The 17,172-nt window shown below is 74.4% G+C and carries 17 protein-coding genes and 1 tRNA gene; 6 read left to right on the top strand and 12 right to left on the bottom strand.

Annotation, left to right across the window (positions count from 1 at the left end):
* The first annotated feature begins 104 nt into the window (after positions 1–104).
* From O7607_RS26620 to O7607_RS26610, 3 genes are all read left to right on the top strand, one after another.
* Positions 105–950, top strand: a complete 846-nt coding sequence (locus O7607_RS26620) for a universal stress protein (RefSeq protein WP_269706045.1) — start codon at positions 105–107, stop codon at positions 948–950.
* A gap of 109 nt (positions 951–1,059) precedes the next feature.
* Positions 1,060–1,269, top strand: a complete 210-nt coding sequence (locus O7607_RS26615) for a phosphatidylethanolamine-binding protein (RefSeq protein ID WP_269706044.1) — start codon at positions 1,060–1,062, stop codon at positions 1,267–1,269.
* A complete protein-coding gene (locus O7607_RS26610; RefSeq protein WP_269706042.1) occupies positions 1,266–1,739 on the top strand; it encodes a hypothetical protein in 474 nt (157 codons plus the stop codon). The genes O7607_RS26615 and O7607_RS26610 overlap by 4 nt, the downstream gene beginning before the upstream one ends.
* Here O7607_RS26610 and O7607_RS26605 read toward each other — a convergent pair.
* On the bottom strand, positions 1,736–1,936 hold the full coding sequence (locus tag O7607_RS26605) for a hypothetical protein (protein WP_269697006.1): 201 nt from the start codon (positions 1,934–1,936) through the stop codon (positions 1,736–1,738). The two genes, O7607_RS26610 and O7607_RS26605, sit on opposite strands and share 4 nt — an antisense overlap.
* 126 nt (positions 1,937–2,062) lie before the next feature.
* On the opposite strand from O7607_RS26605, the gene O7607_RS26600 reads away from it, so the two are divergent.
* Positions 2,063–2,719 carry a hypothetical protein gene (locus O7607_RS26600; protein WP_269706039.1) on the top strand — a complete coding sequence of 219 codons (657 nt, stop codon included), beginning with the start codon at positions 2,063–2,065 and terminating at the stop codon, positions 2,717–2,719.
* Here the strand turns inward: O7607_RS26600 and O7607_RS26595 are convergent, their stop codons facing one another.
* The 10 genes from O7607_RS26595 to O7607_RS26550 form a co-directional block, all read right to left on the bottom strand.
* Positions 2,720–2,902, bottom strand: coding sequence for a hypothetical protein (locus O7607_RS26595; protein ID WP_194803387.1), 183 nt, complete (start codon positions 2,900–2,902; stop codon positions 2,720–2,722). It abuts the gene before it with no gap.
* A 66-nt stretch (positions 2,903–2,968) separates the two neighbouring features.
* Entirely contained in the window at positions 2,969–4,246 is a 1,278-nt protein-coding gene (locus O7607_RS26590) for a hemolysin family protein (protein WP_269706037.1), read from the bottom strand.
* Complete coding sequence (locus O7607_RS26585; protein WP_030503909.1) at positions 4,246–4,443, bottom strand: hypothetical protein; 198 nt, start codon at positions 4,441–4,443, stop codon at positions 4,246–4,248. The genes O7607_RS26590 and O7607_RS26585 overlap by 1 nt, the downstream gene beginning before the upstream one ends.
* A 44-nt stretch (positions 4,444–4,487) precedes the next feature.
* A complete protein-coding gene (gene selB, locus O7607_RS26580; protein WP_269706036.1) occupies positions 4,488–6,251 on the bottom strand; it encodes a selenocysteine-specific translation elongation factor in 1,764 nt (587 codons plus the stop codon).
* A gap of 5 nt (positions 6,252–6,256) precedes the next feature.
* On the bottom strand, positions 6,257–7,549 hold the full coding sequence (gene selA, locus O7607_RS26575) for an L-seryl-tRNA(Sec) selenium transferase (protein WP_269706034.1): 1,293 nt from the start codon (positions 7,547–7,549) through the stop codon (positions 6,257–6,259).
* Positions 7,550–7,572: 23 nt separating this feature from the next.
* A tRNA-Sec gene (locus O7607_RS26570) sits at positions 7,573–7,668 on the bottom strand.
* 45 nt (positions 7,669–7,713) lie between these two features.
* Complete coding sequence (gene nrfD, locus O7607_RS26565) at positions 7,714–8,943, bottom strand: NrfD/PsrC family molybdoenzyme membrane anchor subunit (protein ID WP_269706032.1); 1,230 nt, start codon at positions 8,941–8,943, stop codon at positions 7,714–7,716.
* Positions 8,940–9,983 (bottom strand): 4Fe-4S dicluster domain-containing protein, encoded by a 1,044-nt coding sequence (locus tag O7607_RS26560; RefSeq protein WP_269706031.1) that lies wholly within the window; start codon positions 9,981–9,983, stop codon positions 8,940–8,942. The genes nrfD and O7607_RS26560 overlap by 4 nt, the downstream gene beginning before the upstream one ends.
* A complete protein-coding gene (gene fdh, locus O7607_RS26555) occupies positions 9,976–13,299 on the bottom strand; it encodes a formate dehydrogenase (RefSeq protein WP_269706029.1) in 3,324 nt (1,107 codons plus the stop codon). Before fdh ends, O7607_RS26560 begins: the two co-directional genes overlap by 8 nt.
* A gap of 299 nt (positions 13,300–13,598) precedes the next feature.
* Entirely contained in the window at positions 13,599–14,186 is a 588-nt protein-coding gene (locus tag O7607_RS26550; protein WP_269706026.1) for a hypothetical protein, read from the bottom strand.
* Between the two features lie 934 nt (positions 14,187–15,120).
* Between O7607_RS26550 and O7607_RS26545 the strand changes: the two genes are divergently transcribed.
* A complete protein-coding gene (locus tag O7607_RS26545; RefSeq protein WP_013476750.1) occupies positions 15,121–15,447 on the top strand; it encodes a hypothetical protein in 327 nt (108 codons plus the stop codon).
* On the top strand, positions 15,444–16,094 hold the full coding sequence (locus O7607_RS26540) for a nucleotidyl transferase AbiEii/AbiGii toxin family protein (RefSeq protein WP_269706022.1): 651 nt from the start codon (positions 15,444–15,446) through the stop codon (positions 16,092–16,094). The genes O7607_RS26545 and O7607_RS26540 overlap by 4 nt, the downstream gene beginning before the upstream one ends.
* A 62-nt stretch (positions 16,095–16,156) precedes the next feature.
* Here O7607_RS26540 and O7607_RS26535 read toward each other — a convergent pair whose 3' ends face one another.
* On the bottom strand, positions 16,157–17,059 hold the full coding sequence (locus O7607_RS26535) for an SDR family oxidoreductase (RefSeq protein ID WP_269706019.1): 903 nt from the start codon (positions 17,057–17,059) through the stop codon (positions 16,157–16,159).
* Positions 17,060–17,172 lie beyond the last annotated feature (113 nt).

Genomic DNA, 17,172 nt, shown 5'->3' with positions numbered 1-17,172 from the left:
CTGCACCCGAGCGTACCCACCGGGCGACCCCCGCGGTATCGCCCCGGGCCGGCCACCCGGGCCGCGATACTGGCCGCGGGAGCGCCGGCCACGAGGAGGTACGGGTGAACTCGGCGAACGGGGCCGCGGTGGTGGTCGGGGTGGACGGCTCCGAACCGGCGACCCGGGCGGTGCGCCTGGCGGCCCGGGAGGCCCGGCGGCGTAACCGCCCGCTGCGGGTGGTGCACGGTTTCATCTGGCCGCTGCTGCGCGTACCGGTCTCCGCGCCGGCCGGGTCACCACCCGGCGCCGGCCTGCGCAACCAGGCCGAGCAACTGGTCTCCGACGCGGTCGCCGCGGCCGAGGCCGAGTCGCCCGGGCTGCGCATCACCGGCGAGATCATCGACGGGGAGGCGGCAGCGGTGCTGCTCGGCGAGTCCCCCACCGCCGCCGTGATCGTGCTCGGCGACCGGGGCCTGGGCGGATTCGCCGCGCTCGTGGTCGGGTCGGTGGCGGTGCAGGTCGCCTCGTACGCCGACTGCCCGGTCCTGATCGCGCGCGGCACGGACCACGAGGGCGGCCCGGTGGTGGTCGGCGTGGACGGCTCCACGCTGTCGCGCGCCGCCGTCGAGTTCGCCGCGGAGACCGCGTCCGCGCGCGGCGCCGCGCTGCACGTGGTGCACGCCCGCCCGGCGAGGCGCGGGCGCGACGACGGGGCCGAGGAGGGCGAGCGGGTGCTCGCCGAGGCGCTCACCGGGATCGGCGAGCGGTGGCCGGACCTGCCGGTACGCACCGAGGCGGTATGCGCCAAGCCGGTCGCGGCGCTGACCGCGGCGTCGGCCGGGGCCCAGCTGGCCGTGGTGGGCCGGCAGGGCCGGGGCGAGCTGGGCGGGCTGCTGCTGGGCTCGGTGAGCCAGGGGATCCTGCACCGCTCCGCCTGCCCGGTAGCGGTGGTCCGGGCCCCGGACTGAGCGGGCGGACCCGCCGCCCGGCCGGCCGGCGGGTCCGCCCGCAACGGTTGGTCCCGGCCCGGGCGGGTAGACGCCTGCGTCAGCCGACAGCGATCCGGAGGAGGCAGAGATGCCAGGACCACGGCCGGGCAGCAACGCGTACGACAAGCAGCGGGCACGCCTTCGCGACCTCGTCGAGCAGTCCGGACGGGCGTCCGACAAGGAGGCGAACCAGGTCGCGAACCGGATCCTCCAGGACGACAGGGGGCAACGCGGCGTGGTCCGGGGCGAACGGACCTACGGCCCCAAGGGCAACCGGGAACCGGGTGACCGCAAGTGAGGACGGCAGCGGTTGTCGACGGCGCCATCGCGGGCGCCGTCGGCAGCGCCGTCCTCAACGCGGTCTCGTACCTCGACATGGCGTTGCGGGCCCGGCCGGCCAGCAGCACCCCCGAATCGGTCGCCGGACGGCTGGCCGACGTCACGCACGTCGACCTGGGCCCCGGCGACGAGGCGGCGAACCGCCGCTCCGGTCTGGGACCACTGCTCGGGTACGCCACCGGCATCGCCGCCGGCGCCGCGTTCGGCGTGGTCGCGGCGAGTCGGCGGATTCCGTTGCCGGTGGCCACCGTGCTGCTCGGCGGCGGCGTGATGGCGACCTCGGACGGCTCGATGACGGTGCTCGGCGTGACCGATCCGCGCACGTGGCGCCGCGCCGACTGGGTCTCCGACCTGATCCCGCACCTGGCGTACGGGCTGTCGGCCGCAGCCACCTGGCGGCGGCTGCGGCCGACAACGGCTCGCGGTTAGCTCTCGTCGTCGGCGACCGGCTCACCGGCCGGGCCGTACGGCGACACCTGTCCCCTGGGGACGGGTCGTCCCGCATCCGCGTTCGACGTGCCCCGGCTCCGCGAACGGCCGCCCGCCTGGGTGGCCGTTTTGCGGCTGTCCTGGCTGGTGGCGCCGAGGTCGTTCCGGCGCAGTTCCTCCTGCTGCGGCTTGACCACGGGTCTCTCCTTCCGGTGGGGCGCACGGCCGTCGACCGCGCACCCGGCCCGCGTACCCGCCGCCGCCCCGCGCATTCCGGACGGGCCCGGGGGTCTGGCCGGGGCCGGGGCGGGTAATCCGGGTGGATGCCAGACGATCGCAACGTCGCACGGGCCCTGCTGGACCGGCAGTCCCGCACGTACGCGGAGGAGGCCGGCATCGCCCTCGCGGACCGGCCCGGCCCGCTCTACCAGTTGCTGGTGCTCACCACGCTGCTGAGCACCCGGATCCGGGCCTCGGTGGCGGTGGCCGCCGCCCGGGAGCTGTTCGCGGCCGGCTACCGCACCCCGCAGGCGATGGAGGCGGCGAGCTGGCAGGACCGGGTCGACGCGCTGGGCCGGGGCCACTACCGGCGCTACGACGAGCGGACCGCGACCATGCTCGGCACCGGCGCCCGCCTCTGCCTGGACCGCTGGCACGGCGACCTGCGGCGGCTGCACAAGGAGGCCGGCGCCGACCGGGCCGTGCTGCGCCGGCTGCTCACCGAGTTCCCCGGCATCGGCCCCACCGGGGCGGACATCTTCCTGCGCGAGGCGCAGTCGGTGTGGCCGGACGTGTGCCCGTACGCCGACCGGCGCACGCTGGCCGGGGCGAAGCGGCTGGGCCTGCCGGCGAGCCCCGGCGACCTGGTCGGCCTGGTCGGCGAGGCCGACTTCGGCCGGCTCGCGTCGGCGCTGGTGCGGGTGGCCCTGGGCGAGGAGTCGGCGGGCGAGGTGAGCCGCAGCGCCGCCACGGCCCGGTGACTACTTGGCCGGGCCGGGCTTCGTCAGGTTCCAGGCCAGCAGCGAGGCGAGCAGCGCGAGCAGCACCACGCCGCCGGAGACGCCACCCTCACCGCCACTGTCGCGGCTTCCGGTGAAGCCGAAGTAGATCACGGCCAGCCCGGCCAGCACGGTGATGAACGTCCGCATTCCTCGGTCCTTCACGCCCGCACCGTACGACCGGCGGCGCGGGCCGGGACGCGGATCGGGCGGTTGTCCCCCGTCCGGGTGTCAGTCGGGGGTGCGCCCGACGGCGGGGCCGCGCAGCCGGACCCGGCGGATCGCCCGTCCGGCCACCTCGACCACCTCGACGGTGAGGCCGGGCAGTCGCACCCGCTCCCCCGGGCCCTCGGGCAGCCGGCCCAGCCCGGCCAGCACCAGGCCGGCCACCGTGGTGTACTCGCGCGACAGCGGGAACGTGACCCGTACGCCCACGTCGGGCAGGTCGTGCAGCGGGAAGTCGCCGGGCAGCAGCAGCGCGCCGTCCGGCTCCCGCACGGCGCGGCGCACGTCCCGGTCGGTCTCGTCGTACAGCTCGCCGACGACCTCCTCGAGCAGGTCCTCCATGGTGACCAGGCCGTCCACGCCGCCGTACTCGTCGACCACCAGCGCGAGCTGCTCGTGCCGCTGGCGCAGCTGCCGCATCGCGTCGGCCACCGGCAACGTGCCCGGCAGCAGCACCGGCGGGCGGGCCCGGTCGCCGACGCGCGCCCCGTCGGCGTCCACCAGGTCGCGGATGTGCACGGTGCCGCACACGTCGTCGAGCCCGCCGGGTCCGATCACCGGCGCCCGGGACCGGCCGGTGGCCGCGAGCCGCCGCATCGCGTCGGCCGCCGGCAGGTCGGCGGGCAACGTGGTCACGTCGCGGCGCGCGACGAGGATCTCCCGCAGCGTACGGCCGGCGATGTCGAAGGCTCCGGCGAGGATCTCCCGCTGCTGGGCGGACAGGCCGCGCTGGCTGACCAGCATCTCCCGCAGCTCCTCCTCGGTCACCTCCTGCCGGCTGGCGCGCGGGTCGCCACCGGCGAGCCGGACCAGCAGGTCGGTGGAGCGGCCGAGCAGCCACACCGCCGGCCGGGACAGCCGCGCCAGCAGGTCCAGCGGACCGGCGCTGATCAGCGCCCACCGTTCCGCCGTCTGCATGGCGAGCCGCTTGGGTGCCAGCTCCCCCACCACCAGGGTGAGGAACGTCAGCAGCAGCGTCACCAGGAACACCGCCACCGGGCGGGCCGCCCCGCCGAGGAAACCCAGCGGGCCGACGAGCGGCTCGGCGAGCGTCACCGCGGCGGCGGCCGAGGCGAGGAACCCGGCGAGCGTGATGCCGAGCTGGATGGTGGCCAGGTAGCGGTTGGGTTCGCGGGTGAGCCGGCTCAGCCGCGCCCCGGCCCGCCCGGAGCGCGCCAGCCGGCGCAACTGCCCCTCCCGCAGGCTCACCAGCGCCATCTCGCTGCCGGACAGGGCGGCGTTGACGAGGATCAGCACCAGCACCAGCGCGACCTGGACACCCATCAGTCCGTCTCCAGGTCGTCCAGCGAGATCGCGTGGGTCATCAGCCAGCGGGCCAGCGCGGCCATCCCGAACAGCCACAGCGGCGCCGACTCGGTCGGGCCGTTCGTGGCGTAGATGGCGAACCGCAGATCCGGTGCCCGGTACGCCTCGATCCGCCACTTGTGGTTCTTGTCCCGCCAGACCGCGGAAGGGTCCATGGCGTCACGGTAGGTGACGGCTCGGGCCGGTGGCGCCGGATGGCTCAGCCCGGCGGGCGGACCACCTCGCGGGCGTCGTCGGGCAGCCGCCGGGTGGCGCCGCGCCGGTCCAGCAGTTCCAGCAGCGGCACCGCCACCCGGCGGGTGGTGCCGAGCGCCTGCCGGGCGGCGCTGAGCGTGAACGGCTGCGGCAGCCCGGCGAGCACGCGTACCGCGTCGTCCGGCGCGCCGGGCAGCAGCACCACGTTCTCGGCGAGCTTCAGCAGCGCGCCGGCGCGTACCGCGGCGCCGATCTCGCGGGGACCCAGGCCGAGGTCGGCCAGGTGGTGCGCCTCGGGGGCCTGGAACGGGCGGTCGCCGTACTCGGCCCGGACCCGGTCCACCGCCCGGGCCACCGGTTCCGGCAGGGTGTGCTGCCCGGCGGCGGTGACCAGGCCGTCGCGCAGCCGCAGCGGTGGGCGCAGCAGCGCCGTGACCAGGGCACGGTCGGGCAGGTCGAGGCGGTGGCGCAGCACGTCGACGGGTACGCCCGCGGCGAGCGGATGCTCGGCGGCGTACCGGGTGACCTCCTCGGTGAGGCGGCGGCCCAGGTCCCGCCAGTGTTCGGGGTCGGCCAGCCACTGCCCGGTCACCGGGGTCGCGGTCGGTGGCACGCCCATCCGGGTCAGGTCACCGGCGCGGACGAGCCGCCGCCGGCGCAGCTCCCCGGCCAGGTCCGGCCGTCCGTCCAGGCCGGCCAGCACCGCGGCACGGGCGGCCGCCGCACCCCGGCGGCGCAGCGGCGGCGGGTCCACGTCCAGCACTGTCACGCCGCCCGCGACGTGGTGCCGGCCAGGGTCGCGCAGCAGCGCCCGGTCCCCGATCAGCAGCGGCAGCGGGCGGTCCAGGCGCAGCCGTACCGTGTCCGGGCCCAGCGGCCGGACACGGGCGGGCACCGCCGCCGAGCCGGCGTGCAGGGTGAGCGTGGCCGGGAGGTCGGCGGCCGGGTCGCCGGACAGCCGCACGTCGAGCAGGTCGCTGCGCCCGAACCGGCCCGGGGTGAGCAGCGCGTCGCCGCGCCCGACCCGGTCCCGGGACAGGCCGCGCAGGTTCACCGCGACCCGGGCCACCGCCTCGACCTCGGCATGCGCGACACCGAGGGAGTGCAGTCCGCGTACCCGCACCGTCTCCCCGGTGGCGGCCAGTTCCAGCTCGTCGCCGACGCGCAGCCGGCCGCCGCCGAGCGTGCCGGTGACGACCGTGCCGCTGCCGCGCACGGTGAACGCGCGGTCCACCCAGAGCCGCACCGGCGCGTCGGCGGCCGGGTCGGGCAGCCGGGCGGTCAGGCGGTCCAGGGCGGCGCGCAGCACGGGCAGTCCGGCGCCGGTGACCGCGGAGACGGGCACCGCCTCCACCTCACCGAGCGAGGTCGCGGCGATCTCCTTGCGGGCGCGTGCCGTCGCCGGCCCAGGATCGGCCAGGTCCGCGCGGGTCACCGCCAACAGCCCGTACGACACACCCAGCGCGTCCAGCGCGGCCAGGTGCTCGGCGGACTGCGGCATCCAGCCCTCGTCGGCGGCCACCACGATCAGCGCGGCCGGCACCGGGCCGACACCGGCGAGCATGTTCGGCACGAACCGCTCGTGCCCGGGTACGTCGACGAAGGCGATCGTGCCGCCGGACGGCAGTGTGGTCCAGGCGAAGCCGAGGTCGATGGTCATGCCGCGGCGGCGTTCCTCCGCCCACCGGTCCGGTTCCATCCCGGTCAGCGCCCGCACCAGCGTCGACTTGCCGTGGTCGACGTGCCCGGCGGTCGCCACCACCCACATGCCGGTCAGTCCTCCACGCTCAGCACGGCCGCGCGGACCCGGTCGTCGGCGTCCTCCGGCACGGCGCGCAGGTCCAGCAGCAGCCGGCCCTGCAGCACCCGCCCGAGGACCGCCGGCTCGCCGGTGCGCAGCGGCTCGGCGTACCGCTCGGGCAGGCTCAGCGCCCACGAGTCCAGCTCCACGCCGGGCGCCCCGCCGCCGCCGACCACCGCGGCGCTGGGCACCACCTCGGCCTTGCAGCCGTCTTCGCCGAGCCGGTCCCGCAGCCGCTCCAGCCGATCCCGCAGCCGGACCGGGTCGGCGTGCAGCGCGTCCCGGGTGGGTGTGGTGGGCGCGTACAGGGTGGCGGCGAGCGCGGCGAGGGTGAGCTTGTCGACCCGCAGCGCTCGCGCGAGCGGGTGCCGGCGCAGCCGCTGCACCAGGTCGGCGTCGCCGAGCAGCAGACCGGCCTGCGGTCCGCCGAGCAGCTTGTCGCCGCTGGCGGTGACGAGGTGCGCGCCCGCGCGCAGCGTGGTGGCGGCGTCCGGCTCGGCGGGCAGCAGCGGGTCCGGCGCGAGCAGCCCGGACCCGATGTCGACCACCACCGGTACGCCGAGCGTGGCCAGCTCGGCCACCGGCACCGCCGACGTGAAGCCGGTGACCACGAAGTTCGACGGGTGCACCTTGAGCACGAACCCGGTCCGCTCGCCGATCGCCGCCTCGTAGTCGGCGCGGGTGGTGCGGTTGGTGGTGCCCACCTCGCGCAGCCGCGCGCCGGTGCTGGCCAGCAGGTCGGGCAGGCGGAACCCGTCGCCGATCTCGACCAGCTCACCGCGGCTGACCACGATCTCCCGGCCGGCGGCGAGCGCGGTCGCGGCCAGCACCAGCGCCGCCGCGCCGTTGTTCACCACGTGCACCGCCCCGGCGTCGGGCACCGCCGCGGCGAGCGCGTCCAGCGCCTCCCGGCCGCGCCGGGCCCTCCGCCCGGTCCGCAGGTCCAGCTCCACGTCGGTGTGCCCGGCGGCGGCGACCAGCGCGTCCACCGCCGACGGGGCGAGCGGGGCGCGGCCCAGGTTGGTGTGCAGCACGACGCCGGTGGCGTTGAGCACCGCGCGTGGCGTACGGCCGGGCAGGTCGGCCAGCGCCGCGTCGCGTACCTGATCGGGGGTCAGCTCGCCCCGGCGGGCGCGGTCCTGCGCGCGGACGATCGCGGCCTTGACCCGGTCGCGGCCGAGCGTCGCGGCGGCGGCGGCCAGCGCGGGATCGGCGAGCAGCGCGTCGGTGCGCGGCACCCGCCGTCGCGGGTCGACCTCACGCATCGGTGCACTCCCGGGAACGGTTTTGGCGGAGACGGACGGGAATCGAACCCGCCTGGCCCGGGTCCCGGACCACACCGGTTTTGAAGACCGGGAGGGGCACCAGCCGCCTGAACGCCTCCACGCAGCAGTCAACCACAGCCGCCGCGCGGCCGCCCGGGGAGGTGTCAGACCTGGTCGGCGGCCCGCCGGTCGGCGCGTTCGCGCTGCGGCACGACCGTGTAGCGCGGGTCGCGCGCGGACGCCACGCCGCCGTGGAAGATCCCGAACCGGGTGCACACCGACGCGGCGATCAGCGCGCCGCCGGACAGCGCGGACAGCACCCGGCTGCGGCGGCCGACCAGCGCGCCCACGACACCGGCGGCGGTGAGCGCCCGGCCCGCGCGCAGCAGCTTGCCCGGTGTGCCCTGCGTGTAGGGCTCGCTGAGCAGGCCGAGCCGGTTCTCCACCCGGTGCGAACCCCACAGTTCCATCGCCGCGCCCGCGACCGCGAGACGCCGCGCCGGGCCGGCCTGCGGGCAGGGCGCGGCCACCAGCCCGACACCGGCACCGCTGGCCAGCGCGCTGCCCGCGAAGATGGCGGGCAGTTCCGGGTACGCCTCGTGCCACGACGGCACCGCCGTGTCCGCCAGCAGCACCCCGGTGTACGTGGCGAGCGCCGGCGCGGTGACGGCGGCCACCACACCGGCGGCGTGCCCGGCCGGGGGCAGCAGCCGGCGGCCGAGCCCCAGCACGCCGTGCTCGGGCAGCAGCGGGGCCACCTCGGCGACCGCGGCGGCCCCGGCGGCCGGGCCGAACACGCTGAGGATCCAGGTGCCCACCGACATCGGCGAGGTCACCTTCGCCACCCGCAGCATGTGGTGGAAGCGCGACGGCCGGCCCAGGTCGTTGATCAGGAAGTAGGTGCTCGCGCCGACCCCGGCCAGCGCGGCGACCCGGCCGGCGCGGCGCAACGCCGGACGGCCGGTGAGCTGCCCGCCCGCGGCCAGCAGCGACGAGCCGGCGGCGAGGCCGCCGGTGAACAGGTACGCGGCGATGTCCCACCGCCACACCGGCGGCTTGAGGACGGGCCGGCCGTAGTAGGAGGTGAACTCGGCCGGCGGCACGGTGAGCTGCTCCCCGCCGCCCTTGCCGCCCTTGCCGCCCTTGCCGCGGCGTCGGCGTGGTGCCGCGTCGCGGGGCGGGTGCGGGGGCAGGCCGGCGTCGCGGGAGCCCGCGTCGGTGCGGCCCATCCCGGGACCGGGCGCGGTGGCCCGGGTGCCGTTCTCCCGCTCGGCGGCGCTGCCGCGGCCCGCACTCAGCCGCTCGAGACCGTCGTGCGGCCCGGAGGGGCGTTCGGCGGACAGGCGCTCGCGGAAACGGCGGAACAGGTCACCGACCGGGCGGTCCGGGCTCACGACGATCCTCCGACGAACGCGGCGACGGCGGCCGCCGCCATGGTCAGCGCGGCCAGCCCGGCCCGCTTCCACATCTTCGGCAGGTCCCGGGTGGTGACCACCGGGTCCGGCGGCAGCCCGTAGACCTCCGGCTCGTCGAGCAGCAGGAAGAACGCGCCGTCCCCGCCCACGCCGTCGGTCGGGTCGTGGCCGTAGAGACGTGCCTCCGGCACACCCCGCTCGTGCAGCGCGGCTACCCGCGTGGCGGCGCGTTCCCGCAGCTCGTCGAGCGGGCCGTACTGGATGGACTCGGTCGGGCAGGCCTGCGCGCAGGCGGGTGTCATGCCCGCGCCCATCCGGTCGTAGCACAGCGTGCACTTCCACGCCCGGCCGTCACCCTTGCGCTGGTCGATCACGCCGTACGGGCAGGCGGAGATGCAGTAGCCGCAGCCGTTGCAGATGTCCTCCTGCACCACCACCGTGCCGAACTCGGTGCGGAACAGCGAACCGGTCGGGCACACGTCCAGGCAGGCCGCGTGCGTGCAGTGCTTGCACACGTCGGACATCATCAGCCAGCGGAAGTCGGTGCGGCTCTCCACGCCGGTGGCCCGCCCGGGCGGCTGGGTGCCGGGCATGCCGAGGAACTCCGGACCGGCGGCCATCCGCGCCGCCGCCTCCGGCTGTCCCGGCGGCAGGCCCGGGTTCGTACCGGTGTCGGGGGCCGTGCCCGCGCCGACCGACGCCGACGCGGGGCTGATCGCCGGGCCGGTCGGGTCGCCGGCGAACGGCGGCGTGCGGTGCCCGGCCGGGCGGGGCTGCTCGATGAACGCGACGTGCCGCCACGAGTTCGCGGTCAGCGCGCCGGTGTTGTCGTACGACATGCCGAGCAGGTCGAAACCGGAGTCCGGGACGCCGTTCCACTCCTTGCAGGCCACCTCGCACGCCTTGCAGCCGATGCAGACGCTGGTGTCGGTGAAGAAGCCCATCCGGGGCGGCGCGTCGACCCAGCCCGCGTCCGGGGCCGGGTCGAGCGGGCCGTACAGGCTGTTGGCGTCAGGCATCCGGTTCCCCGTCCTGGTGCGCGGCGGGCGACCGCTCGTCGGTGCTGCCGGCGGCGTCGTCCCCGCCGCCGGCGTCGGTGGTCACCACGGGGATCTTCCGGTCCGGCGTCATCCCGGCCCGCCGCTGGTAGTCGCCGACCAGGTCGAGCAGCGGCGGGCCGGTGGGACGACGGCCGGGCCGGATGTCGCAGGTGCCGACCTTGCTCTCCTGGATGAGGACGTTCGGGTCCAGCGTGATGCCGAACAGGTCGTTCGCCGAGTCGCCGGTGACCAGACCCTCGGTGCCGAAGTGGTACGGCAGCCAGACCTGGTGGATGATCCGGCCGTCCACCCGCAGCGGGGTGAGCCGGTCGGTGACCAGCACCCGCGCCTCGATCACCGCGCGGCCGCTGATCAGGTGCGCCCAGCCCAGGTGGTCCAGGCCGATCTCGCCGGCCAGTTCCGGGGACACCTCGACGAACATCTCCGGTTGCAGCTCCGCCAGGCGCGGCACGGTACGGCTCATCCCACCGGCCGTGTGGTGCTCGGTGAGGCGGCTGACCGTGAACACGTACGGGAAGACCTGGCTGTGCGGCTCCGGCGGGCTCGGGTTCATCCGGTTGACCGGGTGCTCGTAGATCTTGCGGGTCGGGTTGGCCTGCTGACCGTAGAGCGGGTTGCGCATCGGCGACTCGGCCGGCTCGTAGTGCGTCGGCAGCGGGCCGTCCAGGACACCGGTCGGCGCGTACAGCCACGCCTTGCCGTCGCCCTGCATGACGAACGCGTCGTCACCGGCGAGCCCGGCCGGACCGGAGGCACCCTCGGGCGGCCGGTACGACGGCGGCTTCGTCTTCTCGAAGTCCGGCACGTCGTAGCCGGTCCACTCGCCGGCCTCCGGGTCCCACCAGACGTACTTCTTGCGCTCGCTCCACGGCCGGCCCTCCGGGTCGGCGGAGGCGCGGTTGTACAGCGTGCGGCGGTTCGCCGGCCACGCCCAGCCCCACTCGGCCGCCACCCAGTCCTGCTCGTGCCGGGACCGGCGGCGGGCCGCCTGGTTCACCCCGTCGGCGTAGACGCCGGAGTAGATCCAGCAGCCGATTGCCGTGGAGCCGTCGTCGCGGGCCTCGCCGAACGCGTTGAGCGGGCGACCGGTGGCCACCTCGTACCCGTTGATCTCCTTCAGCACCGCCTCGGCGCTCGGCTCCGCGTGCGGACCGTGCGTGGGGTAGTCCCAGGCCAGGTCCAGCAGCGCGCGGTCGCGACGCTCGGTGGAGCCGGCCAGCTTCTCCCGCAGCACGCGGCCCAGGTGGTAGAAGAACCACAGCTCGGAGCGGGCGTCGCCCGGCGGGTCGACGGCCTTCTCCCGCCACTGCAGCAGCCGCTGCGTCTGCGTGAACGTGCCCTCCTTCTCCACGTGCGAGGCCGCCGGCAGGAAGAACACCTCGGTGCGGCACTCCTCCGGCACGATCTCGCCGGTGGCGACCTCCGGGCTGTTCTTCCAGAACGTGGCGCTCTCGATCATGAACAGGTCGCGGACGACGAGCCAGTCGAGGTTGGCCATGCCGAGACGCTGGGCCCGGCCGTGCGCCGAGCCGACCGCCGGGTTCTGGCCGAGCAGGAAGTAGCCCTTCACCTTGCCGTCGATCATGTTCAGGACCTGCTGGTACGTGCCGTGGTCGCCGGTCATCCGGGGCATGTAGCCGTAGCAGAAGTCGTTCTCCGGCGTCGCCGCGTCACCCCAGTACGCCTTCAGCAGGCTCGCCGCGAACGCACGCGAGTTGCCCCAGAAGCCCTTCTGGCCCGGGCGCCGGATGCTGTCCACCCACTCGTCGAACGTCGGGTGGTCGGCGTGGTGCGGCATCGGCAGGTAGCCGGGCAGCAGGTTGAACAGCGTCGGGATGTCGGTGGAGCCCTGGATGCTGGCGTGCCCGCGCAGCGCCAGGATGCCACCACCCGGGCGGCCCATGTTGCCCAGCAGCGTCTGGATGATCGAGCCGGTGCGGATGTACTGCACGCCGACGCTGTGCTGGGTCCAGCCGACGGAGTAGACGAGCGCGCCGGTGCGTTCCCGGCCCGAGTTCTCCGTCCAGGCGCGCGCCAGCTCCAGGAACTTCTCCTCCGGGATGCCGCACACCCGGGCCACCATCTCCGGGGTGTAGCGGGCGAAGTGCCGCTTCAGGATCTGGTAGACGCAGCGCGGATGCTGCAAGGTCTCGTCCCGCGGCGCCTGCGGCGGCACCGGCTCGCCGTGCGACTCGTGCTCCAACCCGGAGGCCGAGTCACGTTCCTTGCCGGTGCCCCGGATCCGGGCGCTGTCCTCCTGGCCCTCGTACTGCCAGCTCGTGTGGTCGTACGAGCCGGTGTCCGGGTTGTAGCCGGAGAACAGGCCGTCCAGGTCCTCGGTGTCGGCGAACTGCTCGCTGACGATGTTGGCCGCGTTGGTGTACGCCAGCACGTACTCCCGGAAGTCCAGCTCGTTCTCCAGGATGTAGCGCACCACGCCGCCGAGCAGCGCGATGTCCGTGCCCGCGCGGATCGGCAGGTACGTGTCGGCGAGCGCGCTGGTACGCGTGAACCGCGGGTCCACGTGGAAGACCTTCGCGCCGCGCTTCTTCGCCTCCATCACCCACTGGAAGCCCACCGGGTGGGCCTCGGCCATGTTCGAGCCCTGGATGACGATGACGTCAGCGTTGACGAGGTCCTGCTGGAAGTCCGTCGCGCCGCCGCGACCGAAGCTGGTCCCCAGACCGGGGACGGTGGCGGAGTGTCAAATACGGGCCTGGTTCTCGATCTGGAGTGCCCCCATCGCCGTGAACAGCTTCTTGATGAGGTAGTTCTCCTCGTTGTCCAGCGTCGCGCCGCCGAGGCTGGAGATGCCCAGCGTCCGGTTCAGCGGGCGGCCCTCGTCGTCGACGTCCTCCCAGGTCTCCGCGCGGGCGGCGAGGATCCGGTCGGCGATCATGTCGAGCGCGACGTCGAGGTCGAGGTCTTCCCACTCGGTCGCGTACGGCCGGCGGTAGCGGACCGTGGTCGGGCGCAGCGGGCTGGTCACCAGGCTCTTGCTGGCCGAGCCCTTCGGGCACAGCCGGCCGCGCGAGATCGGGCTGTCCGGGTCGCCCTCGATCTGGGTGACCTTGCCGCCGGAGTGGAAGACCCGCTGCCCGCAGCCGACCGCGCAGTACGGGCAGACCGAGCGGGCCATGCCGTCGGCGGTCTCGGTGCGGGGGGCCAACTCGGCGGAGCGCGCCGACTGGGCGGCGGCGCCGCGACCGAGCGGGTCGGTGCCGGTGAGTTGCCGGTAGACCGGCCACCCCTGGATGAACGTCTTGAACCCCATCCGCGCACCCCCTCTCCGTCGAGAACGGCTCACCTCTGCCTGTAACCCTAGGCCAGCGAACCGGGGCGTGCGACTCGAGCCCACAGACAGAGCCGCCCCGGCCGGGTGGCCGGGGCGGCTCTGGGCGTCGGTGTGCATGTCGCCTCTCGGCGAGTGGCGCGACGCGGCTCCAGCCGAACGGTATTCCGCGAAGGCAATTTAGGTGAGGCCCGGGGACACTGAACACACCGACGCTCTGCACAACGGTACCGGGGTCACGGTTCTTCCGCTCGTTCCTCGTGACCCCGGTCACCGCCGGGTCAGCTGTTCCAGTGCTCGGCCACCAGGTCGGCGGCCTGCTGCTCCCACTGGGCGTAGTGGTCCGGGTAAGCGGACACCTGGACGGTCTGGGCGGCGACGGTCAGCGGCATGTCCTTCCAGCCGTCGACCTGCTTCAGACCCTTCAGGAACGCGGTGGTGGAGTACTCGGGGTCGGTGATCTGCTCCACCGTGCCCCAGCCGCTCGACGGACGCTGCTGGAACAGGCCCTGCGAGTCGTGGTCGTTACGGTCACCCAGGTGACCCAGGTTCTCCAGCTTCGACTCCTGCAGCGCCGTGGCGATGGAGACGACCGCGGCGCGTTCGTCCATGCCGGCCTTCTTCGTCGCCGCGATGATCGCCTTCACGTTGGCGGTCTGCTCGTCGTTCAGGTCGATGCGCGACTGGGCGCCCTGCACGCCGTGCGGGATCAGCGCGGCGCTGTCCAGCTTCGCGGCGGCCTGGGTGGTGGTCACGGCCGTGTCGCGCACCGGGGTGCCGGCGTCGTGGTGGAGAGGACCGGCGGCGAGGCCACCGGCGACGGTCAGACCGGCGATACCGAGGATGCTCTTGCGCAGGATCGTGTTCATGGTGGGCTCCGTTCGGGGGTCGACGCCCGCGCCGAGGGGGTTCGGTGCGGGTGCGAGCACCGTCAGGCGCTCAAGAGAGGTTCTTGGGGGGATCTCCCGCGTCCTGCTCACGCGGCCCGCGCCGGGGGTGGCGTACGGGGCTCACTGGCGGCGCCGGAGCCATGTTCAACGACCGCCGGCCCGGGGTCATTCCCGGGTTCCGCCGCCCGCCTGCCGGGGCGCCGGGGGTGCTGCTGCGGTCGTTCACCAGGTATAACGCCCCGGCCCCGCCCCGGATTCCGCCACCCGGGTGTCCCCCACCACCCCAGAATCCGACACCCGGCGCAAGGTGTCCCCGGTACCCGGCACACAACGGACACGCCCGCTCTTTACTCCGACCGACGCACCCACCGGCCGCTCGCGCACGCCCGTCTCGCCGCATCCCGCCCCACGTCGCGCCCGCCAACGCCCGGGCCACCCCTGCGGGGTCGATCATGAGGTTGACGGCACCTCGTGTCCGGTTTGTCGCCGCCAACCTCATGATCGACTGCAAGGTCAGGAGGCCGACGGCAGACCCGCCGGCCCCGAGCGGATGTCGCCGATCTCGGTGGAGGGCCCGCCCGCGAGAGATCTTGGTACGGAACGGCCCCCACAAGGGCGAGGACGTACCAAGATCTCCATCCGGCAGGGCGGGCACCGACGCGAGCAGGCCTCGGCGCACACCCCACCGTCGGAGATCTTGGAAGAAACCGGCCCTCATGGGGGCCCAAATCTTCCAAGATCTCCGGCGGGAGCGCTGCCGACAAGCGGGCGGTCGATCATGAGGTTGACGGCGACAAAACGGACACCCCGTGCCGTCAACTTCATGATCGACGCGACAAGGGGCGGGGAGGGGGCGGAGGGGAGGTGAGGAAGGGACGCGGGGAAGGGGCCGGGTTGGGGTTACCCTGATGCCATGTCGGTCAGCGCGCACGCGTACCTCGCCCGTCCCGGGCGACCCGCCGTGGTGGCGCGCACCCTGGACGAGCTGACCGGTCCCACCACCGGCATCGTCGAGCTGCCGGTACGCCTGATGTGGAGCAGCGAACGCGCGTTCGACCTGGGCGACCCGGACGAGTTGCTCTGGATGTACGAGAACGTGCTGCGCGAGACGACCCGGGTGGAGGACCTGCGCGAGCTGATCCACGCGGGCACGTTGCGCCGCCTGTGGCCGCTGCTCAACCTGCCCCGGGGCGTACGCCTGGCCTGGGAGGGCCGGCACCGGAGCCTGCGCGCCGCGTGACCCATCCGCACGGCTTCTACCGGCAGGTGGCCCGGGTGGCGCTGGCCGCCGCCGGCCCGCACCGCTTCGTGCTCGGCGGCGGCGTCGCGTGGGCGGCGCACGGACTGGTCACCCGCCCCACCGAGGACGTCGACCTGTTCGCCGACGTGGAGGGCGCCGCCGCGGCGGCGGCCGACGGGGTGCGCGCGGCGCTGGAACGGGCCGGGTACCGGGTGGCCGAGGTGGACCCGGGCGGGCTGGGCGAGGTGTTCGACGGCTTCGAGCGGGACCTGCGGGACTTCGTGGTGAGCCGGGACGGCCGGCAGATCCGCCTGAGCCTGGCCCGCCTGGACCGGCACCGCAGCCCGGTGGTGATGGACCTCGGCCCGGTCATGGACGTGCGGGACCTGATCGCGAACAAGACCGCCGCGCTGGTGAACCGGCGGGAGGTACGCGACTACATCGACGTCTCCGCCGCGCTGGACCGGTACAACGTGGCGGAGCTGCTGAAGCTGGCCCGGCAGGTCGATCCGGCGCTGGACGACGAGGACGTGCGCGCCGCGGGCCGCTATCTCGACGGGCTGGCCGACAGGCGGTTCACCCGCTACGGCCTGGACGCGCCGCAGATCGCCGAGGTCCGCCGCCGGATGGCCGCCTGGCCCCGCTGAGCAGCGGAACCAGGCGGCCGAGCGCGGGACCGGAAGGCCACGACTGCACCAGCCAGCGCGGCTCACTTCGTCGGTCGGCCACCCGTCACGCCGAGGATCTCGCCGGTGACGTAGCTGGACTCCTGCGAGGCGAAGTAGACGTACGCGGGCGCCAGCTCGGCCGGCTGACCCGGACGGCCCAGCGGCGTGTCGGTCCCGAACTGCTTCACCTTCTCCTCCGGCATGGTGGCCGGGATCAGCGGCGTCCAGATCGGACCGGGCGCGACCGCGTTGACCCGGATGCCCCGCTCGGCGAGGTTCTGCGCGAGCGCCTTCGTGAAGTTGGCGATGGCCGCCTTGGTGGTGGCGTAGTCGAGCAGCTGCGGCGACGGGTCGAACGCCTGGATCGACGACGTGTTGATGATCGTCGAGCCCTCCTTCATGTGCGGCACCGCGAACTTGCAGAGCCAGAACATGGCGTACACGTTGGTCTTGAAGACCCGGTCGAACTGCTCGGTGGTGATGTCGAGCAGGCCGTTGTCCTGCGACATCTGGTATGCCGCGTTGTTGACCAGGATGTCGACGCCGCCGAGGTCGCGCAGCGCCTGGTCGACCAGGGCGCGGCAGTTGGCCTCCTCGCGCAGGTCGCACCGCACCGCGACGCCGGTGCGCCCGGCCTGCTCGATCAGGGCGACCGTCTCCCGGGCGTCCTTCTCCTCCTCGTCGGCGAGATACGTGACGAGCACGTCGGCGCCCTCGCGGGCGAAGGCGATCGCGACGGCCCGGCCGATGCCGGAGTCACCGCCGGTGATGATCGCGCGCTTGCCGCTGAGCCGGTCGCTGCCCCGGTACGACTCCTCGCCGTGGTCGGGCTTCGGCCCCATCTCCTGCTCGTTGCCGGGCGGCGTCTGCTGTTGCGACGGCTGCCCGTCGCGCTGTCCGTACTGCTCGGCCGGGTGCTGCTGGGTGAACTGGTCCTCGCTCATGGATGCGCCCCTACCCCGGTGACCGGCGCGAAAACAGCAGCGTGTGACCGGAAGGGAAACAATTCGGGCCGGTGTGGCGCAGGCGACATGTGGTGGTTATGGTGCGCAACGGC

Source organism: Micromonospora sp. WMMA1949, assembly GCF_027460145.1.
Lineage (GTDB): Bacteria > Actinomycetota > Actinomycetes > Mycobacteriales > Micromonosporaceae > Micromonospora.
The sequence above is the reverse complement of the archived record's forward strand: the minus strand, read 5'-3'. Positions and strand labels throughout refer to the sequence as shown.